Below are 15,741 nucleotides of genomic sequence, written 5' to 3' on the forward strand. Positions count from 1 at the left end.
CCGGCGATCGACTTCAGCAGAATTTCTTCAAAAAATAAGCTAAACCGCTGCACATGAGAAAGCCGATGATGGTGCTCCCACCAGGTTTCTAAATCAAATCGATCGTATAACTCGAAACTGTTACTGATTTGGTTGAGAATGCCGAAATACCACTGCTCAGCGGTCGTTTCTTTGTCGCCGATTTCAGTAAGATCGATCGCGGCACAGGAGAATCCCGCATCTTGCAGTCTTTGGATCGTACGGACGCGCAGACTAGATTTTCCCATCTGGCGACTGTTGAAGACGTAGCAGAGATGTCCTGCTTGGAGTCCGGCAAAAAGGTCTTCGTCAGCTTGGCGCGACACATAAGTTAGGGCATCGGGCGGAAGACTACCGCCAACCTGGTATTCATAGGAAAATGCTGCGCTCATACCCTACTCCTTAAGTGCTGTATTACAGAGCCGACGATCGCTTGCTTCGACACCGGGGCTATAGGTCAGATAGTCATCCAGCCAACGACAGCCTCTCGTCAGCAGTTCATCTAAATTCTCCAATTGCCAGAGCCGACCGACACCATCCTCACCTCCCGTCGCCAGCTGTTTGCCGTCTGGACTAAAGCTCAGGCTCATAGCTGAACCTCGTCCTCTAGTCGCCGGAAATTCTGCAATTTGCTGCCCAGCCCAATTCCAAAGCTTTGCTGTCCCTTCTGCACCTGCGGTTGCGATTTGCTCTCCGTCTGGACTGAAGGTTACAGCAAACACCCAAAGCTGATGTCCCCGCAGTTCACGAATGAGTTCACCGGAGACACTTCTAATGCGAGCAACGCGATCCAGTCCAGCCGTCGCAATTTTGCTGCCATCCGGGCTAAAGCTAATCTCATTTACTCCTTCTGTATTGTCAACAAACTCACTAATCAACTGCCCGGATAGATTCCAGATGCGAACTTTTCCGTTACTGCTAGCTGTTGCAATCCGCTGCCCATCGGCACTAAACACGGCATCATAGACCTGGCTTTCGTGTCCTGGGAATTCTTGAATTTCTTGTCCCGATAAATTCCACAAGTGAGCAGTTCCATCCTTGCTGGCACTTAGAACAAACTGTCCATCGGGACTGAAACTGATCGTATTAATCCAGTCGCTGTGTCCTCGAAATTCCTTAATTTTTCCACTTGAAGGATTCCAAATTCGGATTATGCCATCCTGGGCGGCGATCGCAACCTGCTGTCCATCTGAACTAAAACTGACATCCAGGACACGGCGATCGGTAAATGGAGTAAACACCTGCAACTGCTTGACTTCCTGACCAGATTGATCCCAGATCCGAACGGTGCCGTCCGTGTCTCCCGCAGTCGCAATGAGTTGACCATCTGGGCTATAGGAAACTCCCTTAATGTATCCAGCTTGATGTCCAACTAGTTCTGCTTCTTGAAACTGAGAGGGATTCAAGTCCCATATCCGGGCTGTATCATCAAATCCAGTCGTCAAAAGCTGTTTGCCATCCGGACTGAATCGAGCACTGCCAATCCAGGATTGATGTCCTCTAAGAACTGTAAGCTGCTGACCAGAGGTGTTCCAGAGTCTTGCGGTTCCATCCCAGGAAGATGTCGCAATTTGCTCACTGTCTGGACTAAAGCTAATGCTAAAAATGTCTCGCTCATGCCCTGACAAAGTAGCGATCGGTTGGTCTCCGTAGGCAATATTCCACAGCCGCGCTTTCCGGTCTCGTCCCGCCGTTGCCAATTGTTGGCCGTCTGGACTAAAGGCAACGCTGAACACAGAACCTTCATGTCCAGCCAACTCCTTGATCAGATTTCCTGATAAATCCCACAGACGAGTCACCCCATCGTCGCCTGCGGTGGCAAAAGAGTGACCATCCGGGCTGAAGCTGACATCATTGCTGTGGCGATCGAGCGCAGAATTTTGCAGGAGTTCGCGCTGTTGCGTGACGAAATTGATTAGCCAGGTTCCGTTTTTGCCAGCAATTGCCACTCGATCGCCTGTAGGATTAAGGCTAAGGCTATTGATCCCAGCTCCATAGTCTGTCATTTCCCACTGAAGCTGACCTGCTGGACTCCAGACCCGCAGCGCACCATCCTCCCCAACCGTAATGAGCTTTTGTCCATCTGGCGTAAATGCAATATCTTTCACACCCGATGCGGTGTTTCTATCTTGATGCGCTGGAAATTCGTGCAGCAGTTCTCCGGTCATCTTCCAAACACGAACTGAACCGTTGGTTCCTGCTGTAGCAAACAATTGGCCGTCCAGACTGTAGCTAGCACTCCAAGAGCCATTCTGATGAATATCAATTTGATTCTGCTCCTGAATATTACCGAGAATACTTCTGAGTGCCACTAACGGTGAACCAGTTGGGTAAGTTGCCAGAGAGGAATCGGTGAAATTGCTTTGCAGCGATCGCCCTGCCCGAAGCGCATCAAACAAACTCCCAATTTGATCTCGCTCAAATAAGCGCAGTGCTGCCACGGATTCCTGCTCTAGCTGTGTGCTTTGCTGTGCCTGTCGAGCCTCTTCTGAAGCTTGCTGCTGCGCCTGTTTTGCCTGTTCCAAGCCTTGTAACGCTTGTTGCTGTTCCCGCTTTGCTTGGTCAAGGGAAAGTTGTGCCGCCTTTCTTATTTGGGTGGCTTGGCTTGCCTGTGTTTCAGCTAGCCTAACTTTTGCATTCGCAGCAGCGACTCGTCCTTGAGCGACTTGCAAATCTGTTTCGGCTTGCTTTACCTTACTTTCCGCCTGCCGCTCCCGATCTTTTGCCGCGTTGACGTTTGCTTCTGCCTGCTGAGTTGCTGCTTTTGCCTGGTTTTCTGCCTGTTGCGTTTTGGCTTCAGCCATTGCTGCCCGGTCAGTCGCCTGCTTTAGCTCCTGCTCTTTGCGGTTAGCAGTTTTAATCAGACTAGATGCTTCAACTCCTTTCTGAACCGATATTCCACCTGCAACGATCGCTGCCAATGTTGCAATACCTGCCACAACAGAAGTGATAATCCTGGCTCTGCGCCCTTTGCGAATCAGCTTCTCGGTTTCTTCCTGGGTTGCCGTCAGACGCTGGTTCGCCGATCGCTCTTCGTCAAGTGCCAGCTCTGCCCGTCGCTGAGCTTCCGTAAGAATTTCATTCGCTTGTTGCTGTGTTTTTAAGTCTTGTTCAATCCTGCGTCGTTCCAGGGATTGGGAGGCATCTAGAAACTGATAGTCGCGATCGCTCAAACTCTTACCCAGTGACCAGGCTTGAGCATCGATCAATGCTTGTCCTCGCAACAACCGTGACTCGTCTGTAAAGCCAGACTCTACCCATGCACTAAATGTCTCTGCATAGGGACGCAGGTTGGCAAGCTCCTGACCCACCCAGGTCAAGTCGAATACCGCAGCGTAAATCGGGTTATAAACCTGGAGTTTTCCTTCTCGCCGCACCACCAGTCCCGACAGCCGCAGTTCCATCTGCTCTGGGCTGTCATCAGTTGCAACACTGCCCTGCTGCAATACCTGCTGATACAGTCCTAAAAGTCGTCCTGTTCGCTGAGCGTTGCTGTAAAGAATCCGGTTGCGAATGGTTTTTAAATGCTCCGGCTCATCCTGCGCTTCCCAGCGATCGATTACCGCACTTTGCAGCAGATTTGCGACCCATTCTGTTTCACCTCCAGCCGCGATCGGAAATGAGGAGGTCATTACCAATCGGCAGACTTTCTGGGTCAAGAATGGCTGTCCGCCTGTCCAATGGAGAATTTCGCGCAGCAAAGACTTCGGATCTTCTGCCTTAGTTGCCAATCCTGGTAGTAAGGGCTGTGCTTCCTGTAAACGAAAGCCCGTGAGTTCGATCGCTTGCCCAATATTAAATGGAGTGCGTCGCTTATCTCGAATCAAGTCTGAGGGCGTTGCCACGCCAATCAGCGCAAACGTCAGACGGCGATATTCCATCTGATTGGCTCGATTGTTGTAGCAGTCTCGAATCACAGCAAAGAAGTCATCAATATTGAACGGCAGACTCAGGACACTATCAATCTCATCGACAAAAATAACGATCGGCTGCTCCACCTGTTGCAGCAGTACCTCTTTTAGAAATCGGCTGAACTTCTGCACGGGTGAGATGAGATGATGCTCTTCCCACCAAGCATAGCCATCGAAGGTTTCGTACAGTTCAAAACAATTAATCAGCGTATCGGTCACTCCGAAGTACCATTGCTCCGGGGTAATATTTGAAGTGCCAATACTAGTGATATCAATCGTGGCGCAGGCAATTCCCTCCGCTTCAAGCCGCTCTGCGGTCCGAACCCGCAAACTTGATTTGCCCATCTGTCGCGCATTCAGCACATAGCAAAATTCACCGTGCTTCAGCCCCTCATACAACTCTCGATCGGCTTGACGGCGCACATAACTTTGGGCATCAACCGGTAAGCTTCCTCCAACGTAATAGGCATAAGCCGAGGAAGGAACAGCACTCATTAACCAACTCCTAGACGATCGCGGAAATAGACCTTGTACAGGTTACAGAGCGGAATCACATTGTTGCCGGACAGTTCGACTAAGCCCATGCTTCGTAGCTTGAAGGCATAGTTTTGATCAAGCTGTACAGGTTCATCTAACATCACCACACGGCGCATTGCGGCCGCTAAATCAGGGTCTTCCCGCAGGTTGTGCAAATGCCGACTTAAGTGATCCCCATACAGCCCGGCTTCGGTGTAGGCACTCTGTAAATAGCTTTCCAGAGTCAGCGTTCCTTTCACAATGTCATACAGTGCTTTTCGCAACAGGTAGGGATGGCCATCTGCCACACTCATAAGCTGCTCAACCTGGATCGCCGACCACTCTAAACCGTGTCGCTTCACCAGTTCGGTCACTTGCGCTTTGTTCAATTCGGGTAGATCGATCGGCAGCCCCACATTGAAGGGAGACTGGTTGATGTGAAGGGGGATATAGACTTCTTTGGAATGGGCAATCACAAGGCGTAGCTTACTCCAATTGCCGCGTCCCTTGCCCTGCTCATGCCAGACCCGCAGCAGGCTAAAAAAGCCATCCGCAATTTCTAGATGATGAAAAACCTGATCGACTTCATCTAAGCCTAATGTGAGCGGTGTTTGAATTTCCTTTAGTAAATACCGCTCAAAATAGTTGCTGCACCGGACTTTGGTGCTAAGCATTGACTTCCAGTGTTTTTCGAGCTGATCCTCTAGCTCAAGTTTGTCGGTGACAGTTTGGCAAAACCATTGCAGAAACTTATCCAGGTCAGTAAGGCTCTCTGGGCCAACCAACTGAAAGTTGATGTAGCCCGTCCGATGCCCATTATCTTCGGCATGTTGCAGAATTCGCTGCTGCAATGAAGTTTTGCCCATCTGCCGTGGAGCCTTGATCCGAATTAAGGCGCCCGATCGCAAGATGGTTCCGTAGCACTCCTGCTCAATTGGAGGACGATCGATATAGAACGGGGAGTCTGTGCTAATAGAGCCTTCTGGCACATCGATCGCAAGAGGTGCAATCGGTAAGTCTCGTGTTGGACCTGACGGGACAGGGAGCGGCTCAAGCACAGGCTCGATCGGCTCAGTTAATGCTTCAGTTAACGCTGGCTGTTCACTCTTTCGCTTCAAAATTGGGGCTGGACTATCAGAAAAGCCATCGACGAGGATACTGCTACAGCCCCACTCATAGGCAGATTCATACAGTTCACCTGACCCTAGAGCATTGTAAAATCCAAATGAGAAAGCCCTTGCCACGCCATCCCCAACCTTCCGACTTGTGCCAATGACAAAGGGGATGTGCTGAGCGATCGCGTTAGCCTGTTGCTCTGAGTAGCAAGCATTTAGCACAACACACTCTACAAAATCGTCAGCCAGCTTAAATACAGATGCCAGGGCAGCTCCACTCACCATCCTTGCCTGTCCACTGGCGTCTTCAAACACAAGTCCGACTTGATCAATGCCGTGACCTGAGAAATGCACAATTTGAGGTTTGAACTCTAAGAGGGCAGACTGAATATCTCTCGTTTGCGCTGCCATCTTAGTTTTTAGCTCAAACTTATCCCGCTTTTGCGCTCTGTCTAGTTCGTCACTAATCTCCTTAACTTCTCTTTCTAAATCCAGGCGATCAGAGTTTGCAGGGTTAGCACCCAGAAATAGAATTGTTTTTTTCTTCTTTGATGAGGGGGGCATGATTCGCTTCAACTCAACAGGAGAATGAATAATTTACTCTAGCCGTCTATATATCAATGGCAAAATATCAATGACAAAACCGGCAATTCCGTACGCTTGAACTTGCGTACAGAGATAACCAGGTACTGGAGCGACTCGTGAAGCAGCCATATAACTGAGCTGGTCTTCAATGCTTCCTCAGTAGAAATACTGGGTAGAATTTAAATGACCATAATTTTGTAAGTTAACAGATTCTACTGAGCGAAACTTCTACTTTTTATGAAATTCACGTCTTTAAACCGCAAAACTCCCCTGATTTAACATTTTCTACTAATTTTTGCTCTAAATCCCTGGACAGTCGTGCAGCGCTAGCTGCCTTCTCTGCGCTTCAAGACTGGCACCAAATGATCCGGAAGTTGTACAACAGGTAAGTGATTCAAATTGTTAAGTGAAATAAGTTTGCGATCGATCCCCTGAGGATTCAGCATCCGTTGAATTGCCTGCTGTCCCTGTTCAAAAGCGGCTTTGATCGATAAACCGTTGCCCAGCCCTTCATAAAAACCTGCGGCAAAAGCGATCGCTACGTCATCTCGCACGGCTTGCTTCATGCCAATCACATAGTTAATGTGCTGCACGATCGCATCTGCCTGGGCTTCGGCGTAGCAGGCATTGAGTAAAACGCACTCGACGCGATCGGTAAACAAACGAAACAAATTCGCCAGGGCTTCCGAACTGACTAATTTCGTTTCCCCAAGTGCATCTTGAAAAACTAACCCGGACTCGCCTTCCCCATGTCCGCAAAAATGGACAATCTGCGGCTTCAGCTCCAGCATGGCACGCTGAATGTCTCGCGGTTGCACTGCCCATTGCTGCTCTATCTGAAAACGGTTGCGGTATCGCGATCGACGCAAGCCATCTGAAATTTCTCGCACTTCGCGATCGAGCCGGAGACGGCTGGTGTTCTCAGGATTGGCAGCAAGGATGAGGATAGTTTTTTTCATTCAGGCAAATCTACAGGTTTACGTTTGAATCAGGAGTGCGAAATCTGATTTAGGGAACGATGATATTGTTAGCGATTCTGATACAGGCTGAGACCCATAACGTAGAGATATCCTATGCAGAACATTGCCAGAAACGGAATCGACCAATAATGAGCGTGCTGCACTGCAAAAGCGAGCGTGACTGCAAGATAAGCCAGCATCAGCGATTCCAGGCAAACAACCCAGGTTTTACCAGAACGATAGCGTTTTCCGCTGAGGCTCTGTTTGCGGTTGACAACGCCGTGCTTGGGCGTCCGAACGAAATCTGCCCCCACGTTCAATAATCCATCACAGACTGCCAGAGATTGGTTAATTGCTAACCCAATTCCAATACTCATCATTAAGAAAATTTGATAGCCAAACTTTCAGGGAGATTTAATCTGGTTTTGTTCGCGTTGAGAAACGCCGTAGTAACAAAGTAAGTTAAAGGTTGTGATCAAAAAGAGCGGTAGATAAATCAACAGTTCCCATTTCCACTGGTGCTGGTTGACATAGATCTGGTAAGGCAAGGACAGCAACAGCAATAGCAAAAGCAGCAGATAGTTAAAGTTGTTGGTCAGGTGCAGCACTGCCTCTAGCTTGACGTGGAAAGGAATCTCTGCATTAAGCACTGTTCCCAGCAAATTCTTTGCAACCTGACTTGAACCCTTTGCCCAGCGGTATTGCTGAGACTTAAACGCATTCATTTCTATCGGCAACTCTGCGGGGACAACGACTTCTGGCAGGTAAACAAACAGCCAGCCTTTGAGCTGTGCCCGATAGGATAAATCTAAATCTTCAGTCACCGTGGTATGTCGCCAACCGCCAGCGTCAGCGATCGCGCTGATTCTCCAAATTCCAGCCGTGCCGTTGAAGTTAAAAAAACAGCCTGAACGGTGGCGGGCAATCTGTTCCACGATAAAGTGTCCATCCAGCATCAGGGCTTGAATTTTTGTCAAACCTGAATACTGACGGTTAACATGCCCCCAGCGAGCCTGCACCATTGCAACATGGGGATCTGAAAAATAGTTCACCATTTTCAGAAGCGTGGCTGGCGGGGGAACGAAGTCAGCATCAAAAATCATCACCAATTCTCCAGATGCCGACTTGAGACCATTAGCTAATGCGCCTGCCTTAAAGCCTTCACGCTTGTAGCGATAAATATAGTGAATATTAAAATTTTGATTCCGCAGGACAGCTACTTTTTCTTGGCAAATCCTTTGCGTTTCGTCTGTAGAATCATCTAAAACCTGAATCTCTAATTTATCTTGAGGATAGTTCAGTTTAGAAACGGCTTCTAGCAGCCGCTCAACTACATACATTTCATTAAAAATCGGTAACTGTATCGTTATTTTGGGCAGTTGCTCGCTAGTATAAAATCCGATCGGTTTAGGCATTGTTGGTTTGTGTTGATAGAACCGCCAGACCATCAAAAGCCGATGAAAGCTATACAGCGAAATAAAGCAGAGAACGCTGAGATACAGACCAGGAATCCAATTCAGAGTGTCTGAGGCAACACCGTTTTGCATACAGCCTTTGGGATAAATGAGAATACTGAGAGCACTACTCTTCTAGAGCGGCTTATTTTGTTCAGGAACGCACTGATTCAGCGACTTGGCTTCAGCGTTTGGCAAGCCGTGAGCCTGTTTTGGGTTTGGGGTGAAGTAGCGAGATAGCCTTCTAGCCAACGACAGCCTTTGACCAGCAAAGTATCCAGACCGTCGATCGCCCATAGCCTGATCGTTTCATTATGTCCGCCCGCCGCAAGAATTTTTCCATCGCTCGACCAGTTGACGCTATAGATACTGCCTTGATTCGTCTGGATTTCCGTGATCAGAACACCCTGATGATTCCATAATCGAATCATGCCGTCATTGCCGCTGGTCGCTAAGATTTGTCCATCGTTTGTCCAATCCACTGTCCAGACAGTACCCTGATGCGCCTGAAGCTCTGTGATTAGCGTTCCATCTCGCCTCCATAATTTGACCCGCCCATTGTCTGCCCCCACCGCCAGAATTGCACCGTTCGGCGACCAATCCATACTCCAGACTTTGACATCAAAAGCTGGAATAGTTTGAATCAGCGTTCCGTCTGGTTTCCAAAGTTTGACGCTGCCGTCTTCTGCACCTATTGATAGGAGGGGTTCCCTTCCGATCCACCGAACGTTTCTAACTACCTGCTGATCGGTTTTGATTTCAGAAATTGGCGTTCCGTTTTGGCTCCACAGTTTTAAGCTTGAACTCGTGCCGCCTGTGGTTGCCAGGGTTTGTCCGTCGGCTGACCAGTCCAGGCTAAACGCCCATCCCTGATCTGCCGGAATTTCCGCGATCGGGGTTCCGTCTGGTTTCCACAGTCTAGCGTTGCCGTTATCGCCACCCGTCGCGAGGATTTGGCTATCCGGTGTCCAGCTCAAGCTCCAAACCCTGCCTTGACTGGTCTGGATTGTCGCGATTGGTGTGCCGTCACGCTGCCACAGTTTGACGCTGCCATTATTGCCACCAGATGCAAGCGTCTGACCGTCTGGAGTCCAGGCTAGGCTGGAGTAATCGCCCTGATTTGCCGGAATTTCTAGGTTAATTTCTGCATTGAATGAATTCTGGTGGCTCCATAATTTAACATCACCGTTCTGACCACCGATCGCCAGAATTGTGCCATCTGGTGACCAGTCGATGCTGCGAACCGTGCCCTGACTAGCTTTGATATCGCTAATTAACGTTCCGTCCGACTGCCATAATTTCGTACTGCCATCTTCTCCACCTGTCGCGAGGATTTGACCATTCCTTGTCCAGCTCAGACTGTGAACCCAGTCCTGATTCGTTCGGATTTCTTTGATCAGGCTGCCGTTTCGACTCCAAAGCTTGAGCTGATTGTGTCCGCCCGTCACCATGATTTGACCATCGGGGGTCCAAACCAGACTGCTAACGCGATCGGATGGGTTGACTTGGATGGTTTTAATCAGCGTACCCTCCCGGTTCCACAGCTTCACTGTGCCGTTATCGCCGCTTGTTGCTAAGATCGCTCCGTCCGATGCCCAATCCAGATCGTTGACGTTCTTCTGATTGGCTTGCAGCACCTTAATTAAGTCACCCTTGCGGTTCCACAGCTTGACCGTATCGTTATCTCCACTGGTTGCTAAGAGTTTTCCGTCCGGTGTCCAATCGACGCTGTTCACTGCTCCCTGCTGGGCTTGGATAGTTTGCATCAGCGTGCCGTCTGACTGCCATAGCTTTACGGTTCCATTGCTTCCGCCTGTTGCTAAAATCTCCGAATCGCTTGTCCAGCGGGCAGCGTTCACCGTTCCCTGCTCGGCATGAATAGCTCTGATTAAACTGCCATTGGAGTTCAAGAGCTGAATTTGGCTATCCTCACCCGCGATCGCCAGCATTTCCCCGTCCTGTGTCCAGCTTAAACTGTGAATGCTGCCGCTCAGAACGGGAATTTGCCGCTCCTGAATCTTGCTTAAAATCTGCTGAAGTGCCATCAGCGGCGCATAGGTTGGATATTGCACCAGGGCAAGTTTTTGATCGATCAAAACGGCATCTTTGTCCTGCGATCGCCGCTGAATCAAGGTACTTAGCACTTGCCCTGCTTCTAGCGCAGTAATCAGCGATTCGGTTTGGTTGGAATCAAACTGTCGCAACGCTGCCCGACTCTGTTCTTCGATTTGGGTTCTTTGATCGGCTGCGGCTGCCTTTTTCTCGGCATCGATTTTTTGCTGTATTGCCGTCACTGCGCCAATTCCCGCAAATCCCGCTAATACCAGCGAAGCCGCCAATACTGCACCGCCCAACCTCACCTTCTGATTCACAACCTTTAACTGCTGATTCGCTGCCTCCAACTCCGTCTCCGCCTTTTGCCGCGCTGCCATCAAAATCCGATTTGCCTCTGCCTCCGCCTCTAGCTTGCGCTGCACTTCCCGCCCTTCCAGCGCCAAACTCGCATCTAAAAAGCGGCGATCGTCCTCCGATAAACTTTTTCCTTGTGCCCAGTCCCGCGCATCCTGCAACGTTTTTCCGCGCAGCAACAGCGATTCATCTTGCTGATCTGAAGCCAGCCACTCCGCGATTGCCACTTGATAGTAAGCCGGACGCAGCTTGGCTAACTCGGTAGTTACCCAGGCGGAATCGAACACCTGCTGATAGATGCGGTTATACACCTGCAATCGTCCATTGCGCTTGACGACTAGTCCCGACAGCCGCAACTGCATCTGCTCGGTTGAATCATCTGCCTCCAGTCCGTTCTGCTGCGACAATACCTGCTGATATAGCCCCAGCAGTCGCCCTGCCTGCGCTTCTTCCACCTCCAGCACCCGTCCTCGAATCGTTCGCAAATGTACCGGGTCGTCTTTTCCTTCCCAGTTCTCAACAATCTCTGCCTGCACAACCTGTGCCACCCAGTCAGTACGTTTGCCCACCGGCTTTTCTGCTCCCTGGAAACCACTCCGAATAAGCGCACAAAGCTTTTGTGTCAAAAATGGCTGTCCGCCTGTCCAATCTAGAATCTCAGCGATTGTCTCCTGCGCCTCGCCCAGTCCTGCCCGCAAAGGCTCTGCCTCATTCAGGCTAAACCCTGTCAATTCAATCGCCCGTCCCACATTAAACGGCGTTCGCTGCATATCCCGAATTAAATCGACCGGCGTTGCTGCCCCAATTAGCGCAAACGTTAACCGCCGATAAATTGGCTGAGCCGATCGACGGTTATAAACGCTGCGAATAACGGCAAAAAAGTCATCGGTGTCAAACGGCAAACTTCGCACACTGTCGATCTCATCCACAAAAATGACGATCGGTTCCGGCACGGTTCGCAACAGCACCGATTCCAGGAATTTGCTAAGTCGCTGCACCGGAGACAACAGCGGCAAACTTTCCCACCATGACTCTAAATCAAACTCGTTATACAGCTCAAAACTGTTCACCAGCAGATCGATAATTCCGGCATACCATTCGACTGCCGTGCTTTCCGTTGTTCCAATCGCCGTAATATCCAGCATCGCACAGCGAATTCCGTCCGCCTCCAGCCGTTCCCGCGTTCGCGCCTGCAAGCTAGATTTGCCCATCTGCCTGGCATTCAGCACATAACAGAACTCTCCTGCCTTGAGTCCCTGATAAAAATCTTCATCTGCCTGTCGCTGCACATAGCTTGGAGCATCCGCCTCCAGTGTGCCGCCCAGCTTAAAAAAACAAGATGTAGAAGAAAACTCGATCGCCACTATAGCAACCCAACCAGAATATGGAACAACACAACATTCATCGCTGCTGCACCCAAGTTGATTGCCTCACCAAGACATATTCTAAGTTTAACTGCTGCACCTATGGCCAAAAGAACTAACTTATTCGGTTCTTGGAAGCAATGAGAAACCGCGACAAATCGATTGGTTAATCCCGTTGAAGAAACCCGTATTGGCTGTAAAGCGTCTCGAATCCATTGGCAACCTGTCCGCATCAAATCGTCTAAATGCCAATTGTGAAACTGCTCCAGGTTCCAAAGCAAAATTGACCGCTCTGCTCCGGTGGATAGCAGCGTTTTCCCGTCAAGGTTGAAGTTCAGACTGTAAACCGTTTGTGAGTTATTAAGTAGGACAACCTAATTAAACTTAAAACGTTCTACCGGGTAGCCGCTGTTCCTCCCCCTGTTCTCAATACCCTCCATAATCGCATCGGCTAAATCGACCTCATCTTCAAATACTCGACTGGCTACCAAATCTGGTGTATGAAGAAGAATTAAGCGGCGTTTTTGCTGACATTTGAGTTGGATTGCTGATCTACTCGAATTCCATCCTTGAATTTCACTCCTTCAATCACCTCCGCTAAACGTTTGAAGCTTCGAATTTGTAACCAGCGCTTCTGAGCACTCTGTACCAGTTTGAAAACCAACGACAGAATGCTATCTTGCGAAACACAGCCTCGTGTTTTATCCGTCCTTAAGCGCACTGTGGCAGAAGTCGATTCAATTTCACCTTTTTATCCTTGGGAAAACCACGCAGTTTGGCCAGCTTGCCTTGGCGTTGTTCAATCTCGCACCACTCCATCTGGTCAATGCGTTTGTACTTTTGAATCCCGCTGCTATCGTCTACGAGTCGGTTCACCTTAAGCGGACAATAGTAAATCTTGCCTAAGCTGTCGATGTGCGCCATTAACTTTTGAGCGGCGTACCAACTGTCCATCAGCACGGTCTTAAACGGCAACTGCTTGGTCTCTACTCAGTGGTCGAGCATCTCCATCACAGGGTCGAGTTTACTTTTACCGTCCCCATCCGGGTCGTACAGGCGATAGTCCACCACCCAAAACTGTCGAGTATGGGCATTAACGTACAGGCAACTACTAAACCAATGCCGCGAATCACTCGATGTTCACACCCATTGTACTGTCGTCGGCTCATCTTAATGCTGCTGGCATACCGTTTGTCCAGCACGGTGTCATCAAAGATGATGTATCCCTCGTCGCTCAATTCAACTTGCCCCTTGACGTTCTCCCCTAACAGTCGGGGTGTCAGTTTCTCCTGGCGCAAATATCAATTCACCTGATCATGGCTGACTCCTTCGACATGTTCAGCTAAGTTGGTCAAGGTGTAGTTGACCGGACTGCTGAGCAGATATTGGCAGTAATCTAATTTAGTGAAGCTCATAGCCTCAACCCTGGATGGCTTGTTCTACCTTATCCTGTTGCTGCCTAAGTCCTGCGTAGCGTTTACCTGCAAGGGATCGCTTCTGCCACTGTTGATGTTCCTCAATCCATTGCGCCTTCAGACGGCTAATCGTACTGGCTGACAATCCTTTTGCCTGTGCCCCTAGCCAGTGCTTCTGAGAAATCGCCAGTGGATACCCCCTTAAGACAAAGCCAGGGCAACACCTCCTCCACACTCTGGGAACGCTTTAGATATGGCGGCAACAACGATGAGGTGAACTTGATGCCATTGCCACTGCGATCTCGTACTTTAGGCACCTGAATTTCTACCTCCCCAATCCCTGTCACAATCGTTCGCTCCGGCAAGTAGCCATTGCGAACCACTGCTTGCCGTCCTTGGTCATCTTTGAGGCACTGGTATTGGGCAAGAAACTCTTGCAGCTCTGCCTCGACTGCTTGAGCAATGATCTGGCGAGCACCTTGACGAACTAATTCACTCAAAGCATCACTGAAAGGTGCAGCTGTTTCCGCTGCCTGAAATGCAATAACATTATCGTTATTCACTGGTGTATCCTCGTCTGGTCTTTGCTTATCCAGCAGGACACACCCCTTCTTCCCCTTTACTCATACACCACAAATAAACATAGCTCTCTGCTTGCTGATTTATGCTCAGGAACCTACGGGAGAAGTGATTGAGAAAGTCTGCCAAGCCTATGGATGGCAACTAGGAGATTTTATAGTCTACGAACCGGATGAGGGTTAGAGGCGATCGGTTGTGTGAAGGAGGGATAAAGCTTTAAGGTTGGGTGTAATTTGGGTGTAAATTTTCTCAAACAAGCTAAAACCTCTGATATGTAAGGATTGCTCATCGCCTCCTAAGCGATAGGTCGCGCGTTCGATTCGCGCCAGTCCCGTCAATGCCAGAGTTAGAGTAGCCAAAGCCTTTAACCCCCTTGTCCTGCCGGAGTTGCAGGGGAATCGATCGGGGCAGAATTTGGGGCAGTCGTTTGCGAGGGAGCTGGAGGAGGAGTGGGTGTTCCCGGTGTCGGGGTTGGGGCAACTCCTGGGTTTGCAGGCTGATTGGACGGCTGATTCCCAGATGGGTTTGCAGGCTGATTGAACGGCTGATTAAACGTGGGGGGCTGGTTTGCAGGTTGACCCGTGGGTTGATTTGCGGGTTGATTGGTCGGCTGATTCGCGGGTTGATTCGCGGGTTGATCGCTCGGCTGATTCGCGGGTTGATCGCTCGGCTGATTCGCAGGTTGGGGTGTAGGCTGGTTTGTCGGTGAAGCATCCGCAGGCGGAATCACATTCGCGGGTGGGACGGTTCCCGGTTGCGCTGCTGGAGAATTGACGGGAGCAGAGGGCACTGGAGCCGCAGGCGCAGAAGGAGGACTGGCAGCGGGAGTTCCCAGTTCGAGAAGCGATCGGGCACTGCGAAAATAAGTTGACCACTGCTGCGGATCAGGACGGGTACGCCAGTTGTCGCGACTCACACGCATTGTCAGAATGGGGACGATCGAAGTTCCGCTTTCTCCCACCACCGTAATTGCGACTTCGCTTACCAAAATATCGCCGTCAAAAATCTGCTGAGCCGTGGTTCGCGCCGCTGTCTCTGCCCGACGCACCAGAGCTGTGTAGCTGTCCCCTTCCTGCTGAGCGACCGACACCGAAGTTTGACGCGGATAAGCCTGAGCCAATTCAGCATGGAATCCCAAAGGCAGCAGGGAGAGAGTGGCAGCGATCGAGAGGGTAGACCCCCAATGCAGCAAGCCTGTGAGGATCGGATGACGGCGATGTTTCCTGCTTACTAGACTTCTGCTCGCTGGATCTCTGCTCGCTGGATCTCTGCTCGCTAGACTTCTGCTCAAATGGTGATGCTGGGGCATTCTGACCTCTCGAAAACATCCGGTGCGTTTAACCACACTGTTTTAGTTGATTTGGCGGCAGAATTCAATGCTGTTTTGCCTGCTGCCCTTGGGTAGAAACCTCTATT

At 50.0% G+C, this 15,741-nt stretch carries 12 protein-coding genes and 2 pseudogenes; 1 reads left to right on the plus strand and 13 read right to left on the minus strand.

The window, feature by feature from the left end:
• The 11 genes and pseudogenes from H6F80_RS02120 to H6F80_RS02165 all read right to left on the minus strand — a co-directional run.
• Positions 1–410: AAA-like domain-containing protein (locus H6F80_RS02120; protein ID WP_190789965.1), on the minus strand; the 410-nt coding region annotated here is incomplete at its 3' end.
• A 3-nt stretch (positions 411–413) separates the two neighbouring features.
• Complete coding sequence (locus tag H6F80_RS02125) at positions 414–4,424, minus strand: WD40 domain-containing protein (protein WP_190789966.1); 4,011 nt, start codon at positions 4,422–4,424, stop codon at positions 414–416.
• Positions 4,424–6,136 carry an AAA-like domain-containing protein gene (locus tag H6F80_RS02130; RefSeq protein WP_347277813.1) on the minus strand — a complete coding sequence of 571 codons (1,713 nt, stop codon included), beginning with the start codon at positions 6,134–6,136 and terminating at the stop codon, positions 4,424–4,426. Before H6F80_RS02130 ends, H6F80_RS02125 begins: the two co-directional genes overlap by 1 nt.
• Positions 6,137–6,471: 335 nt before the next feature.
• Positions 6,472–7,104: a CHAT domain-containing protein gene (locus tag H6F80_RS02135; RefSeq protein ID WP_190789968.1), complete on the minus strand. Its 633-nt coding sequence runs from the start codon at positions 7,102–7,104 to the stop codon at positions 6,472–6,474.
• Between the two features lie 68 nt (positions 7,105–7,172).
• Positions 7,173–7,481 (minus strand): hypothetical protein, encoded by a 309-nt coding sequence (locus H6F80_RS29570; RefSeq protein WP_242067120.1) that lies wholly within the window; start codon positions 7,479–7,481, stop codon positions 7,173–7,175.
• Between the two features lie 27 nt (positions 7,482–7,508).
• Positions 7,509–8,651 carry a cellulose synthase family protein gene (locus H6F80_RS02140; protein ID WP_242067121.1) on the minus strand — a complete coding sequence of 381 codons (1,143 nt, stop codon included), beginning with the start codon at positions 8,649–8,651 and terminating at the stop codon, positions 7,509–7,511.
• 77 nt (positions 8,652–8,728) lie between these two features.
• Complete coding sequence (locus tag H6F80_RS02145) at positions 8,729–12,331, minus strand: WD40 domain-containing protein (protein WP_190789969.1); 3,603 nt, start codon at positions 12,329–12,331, stop codon at positions 8,729–8,731.
• Between the two features lie 511 nt (positions 12,332–12,842).
• Positions 12,843–13,073 (minus strand): annotated as a pseudogene (locus tag H6F80_RS02150) (IS256 family transposase); the annotation flags it as partial.
• Complete coding sequence (locus H6F80_RS02155; protein WP_190789970.1) at positions 13,043–13,285, minus strand: hypothetical protein; 243 nt, start codon at positions 13,283–13,285, stop codon at positions 13,043–13,045. The gene H6F80_RS02155 and the pseudogene H6F80_RS02150, both read right to left, overlap by 31 nt.
• 56 nt (positions 13,286–13,341) lie before the next feature.
• Positions 13,342–13,629, minus strand: coding sequence for a hypothetical protein (locus tag H6F80_RS02160; RefSeq protein ID WP_206755023.1), 288 nt, complete (start codon positions 13,627–13,629; stop codon positions 13,342–13,344).
• A 172-nt stretch (positions 13,630–13,801) separates the two neighbouring features.
• Positions 13,802–14,309: pseudogene (locus H6F80_RS02165) on the minus strand (transposase); the annotation flags it as partial.
• A 91-nt stretch (positions 14,310–14,400) separates the two neighbouring features.
• On the opposite strand from H6F80_RS02165, the gene H6F80_RS31035 reads away from it, so the two are divergent.
• Positions 14,401–14,508 (plus strand): helix-turn-helix domain-containing protein, encoded by a 108-nt coding sequence (locus tag H6F80_RS31035; protein ID WP_518523502.1) that lies wholly within the window; start codon positions 14,401–14,403, stop codon positions 14,506–14,508.
• On the opposite strand, the gene H6F80_RS02170 is transcribed toward H6F80_RS31035, so the two are convergent.
• Positions 14,505–14,684 carry a hypothetical protein gene (locus H6F80_RS02170; protein WP_190789972.1) on the minus strand — a complete coding sequence of 60 codons (180 nt, stop codon included), beginning with the start codon at positions 14,682–14,684 and terminating at the stop codon, positions 14,505–14,507. The genes H6F80_RS31035 and H6F80_RS02170 overlap by 4 nt on opposite strands.
• Before the next feature lie 5 nt (positions 14,685–14,689).
• Positions 14,690–15,517, minus strand: coding sequence for a PT domain-containing protein (locus tag H6F80_RS30200; RefSeq protein WP_190789973.1), 828 nt, complete (start codon positions 15,515–15,517; stop codon positions 14,690–14,692).
• Between the last annotated feature and the right edge of the window lie 224 nt (positions 15,518–15,741).

Source organism: Leptolyngbya sp. FACHB-711, assembly GCF_014695615.1.
In the GTDB taxonomy this organism is placed as follows: domain Bacteria; phylum Cyanobacteriota; class Cyanobacteriia; order Elainellales; family Elainellaceae; genus Leptolyngbya_A.

Excerpts from the sequence above, each read along its gene's own strand:
- H6F80_RS02140 (WP_242067121.1), bottom strand. The coding sequence starts at position 8,651 with ATGCAAAACGGTGTTGCCTCAGACACTCTGAATTGGATTCCTGGTCTG.
- H6F80_RS02155 (WP_190789970.1), bottom strand. The coding sequence starts at position 13,285 with ATGGACAGTTGGTACGCCGCTCAAAAGTTAATGGCGCACATCGACAGC.
- H6F80_RS29570 (WP_242067120.1), bottom strand. The coding sequence starts at position 7,481 with ATGAGTATTGGAATTGGGTTAGCAATTAACCAATCTCTGGCAGTCTGT.
- H6F80_RS02125 (WP_190789966.1), bottom strand. The coding sequence starts at position 4,424 with ATGAGTGCTGTTCCTTCCTCGGCTTATGCCTATTACGTTGGAGGAAGC.
- H6F80_RS02135 (WP_190789968.1), bottom strand. The coding sequence starts at position 7,104 with ATGAAAAAAACTATCCTCATCCTTGCTGCCAATCCTGAGAACACCAGC.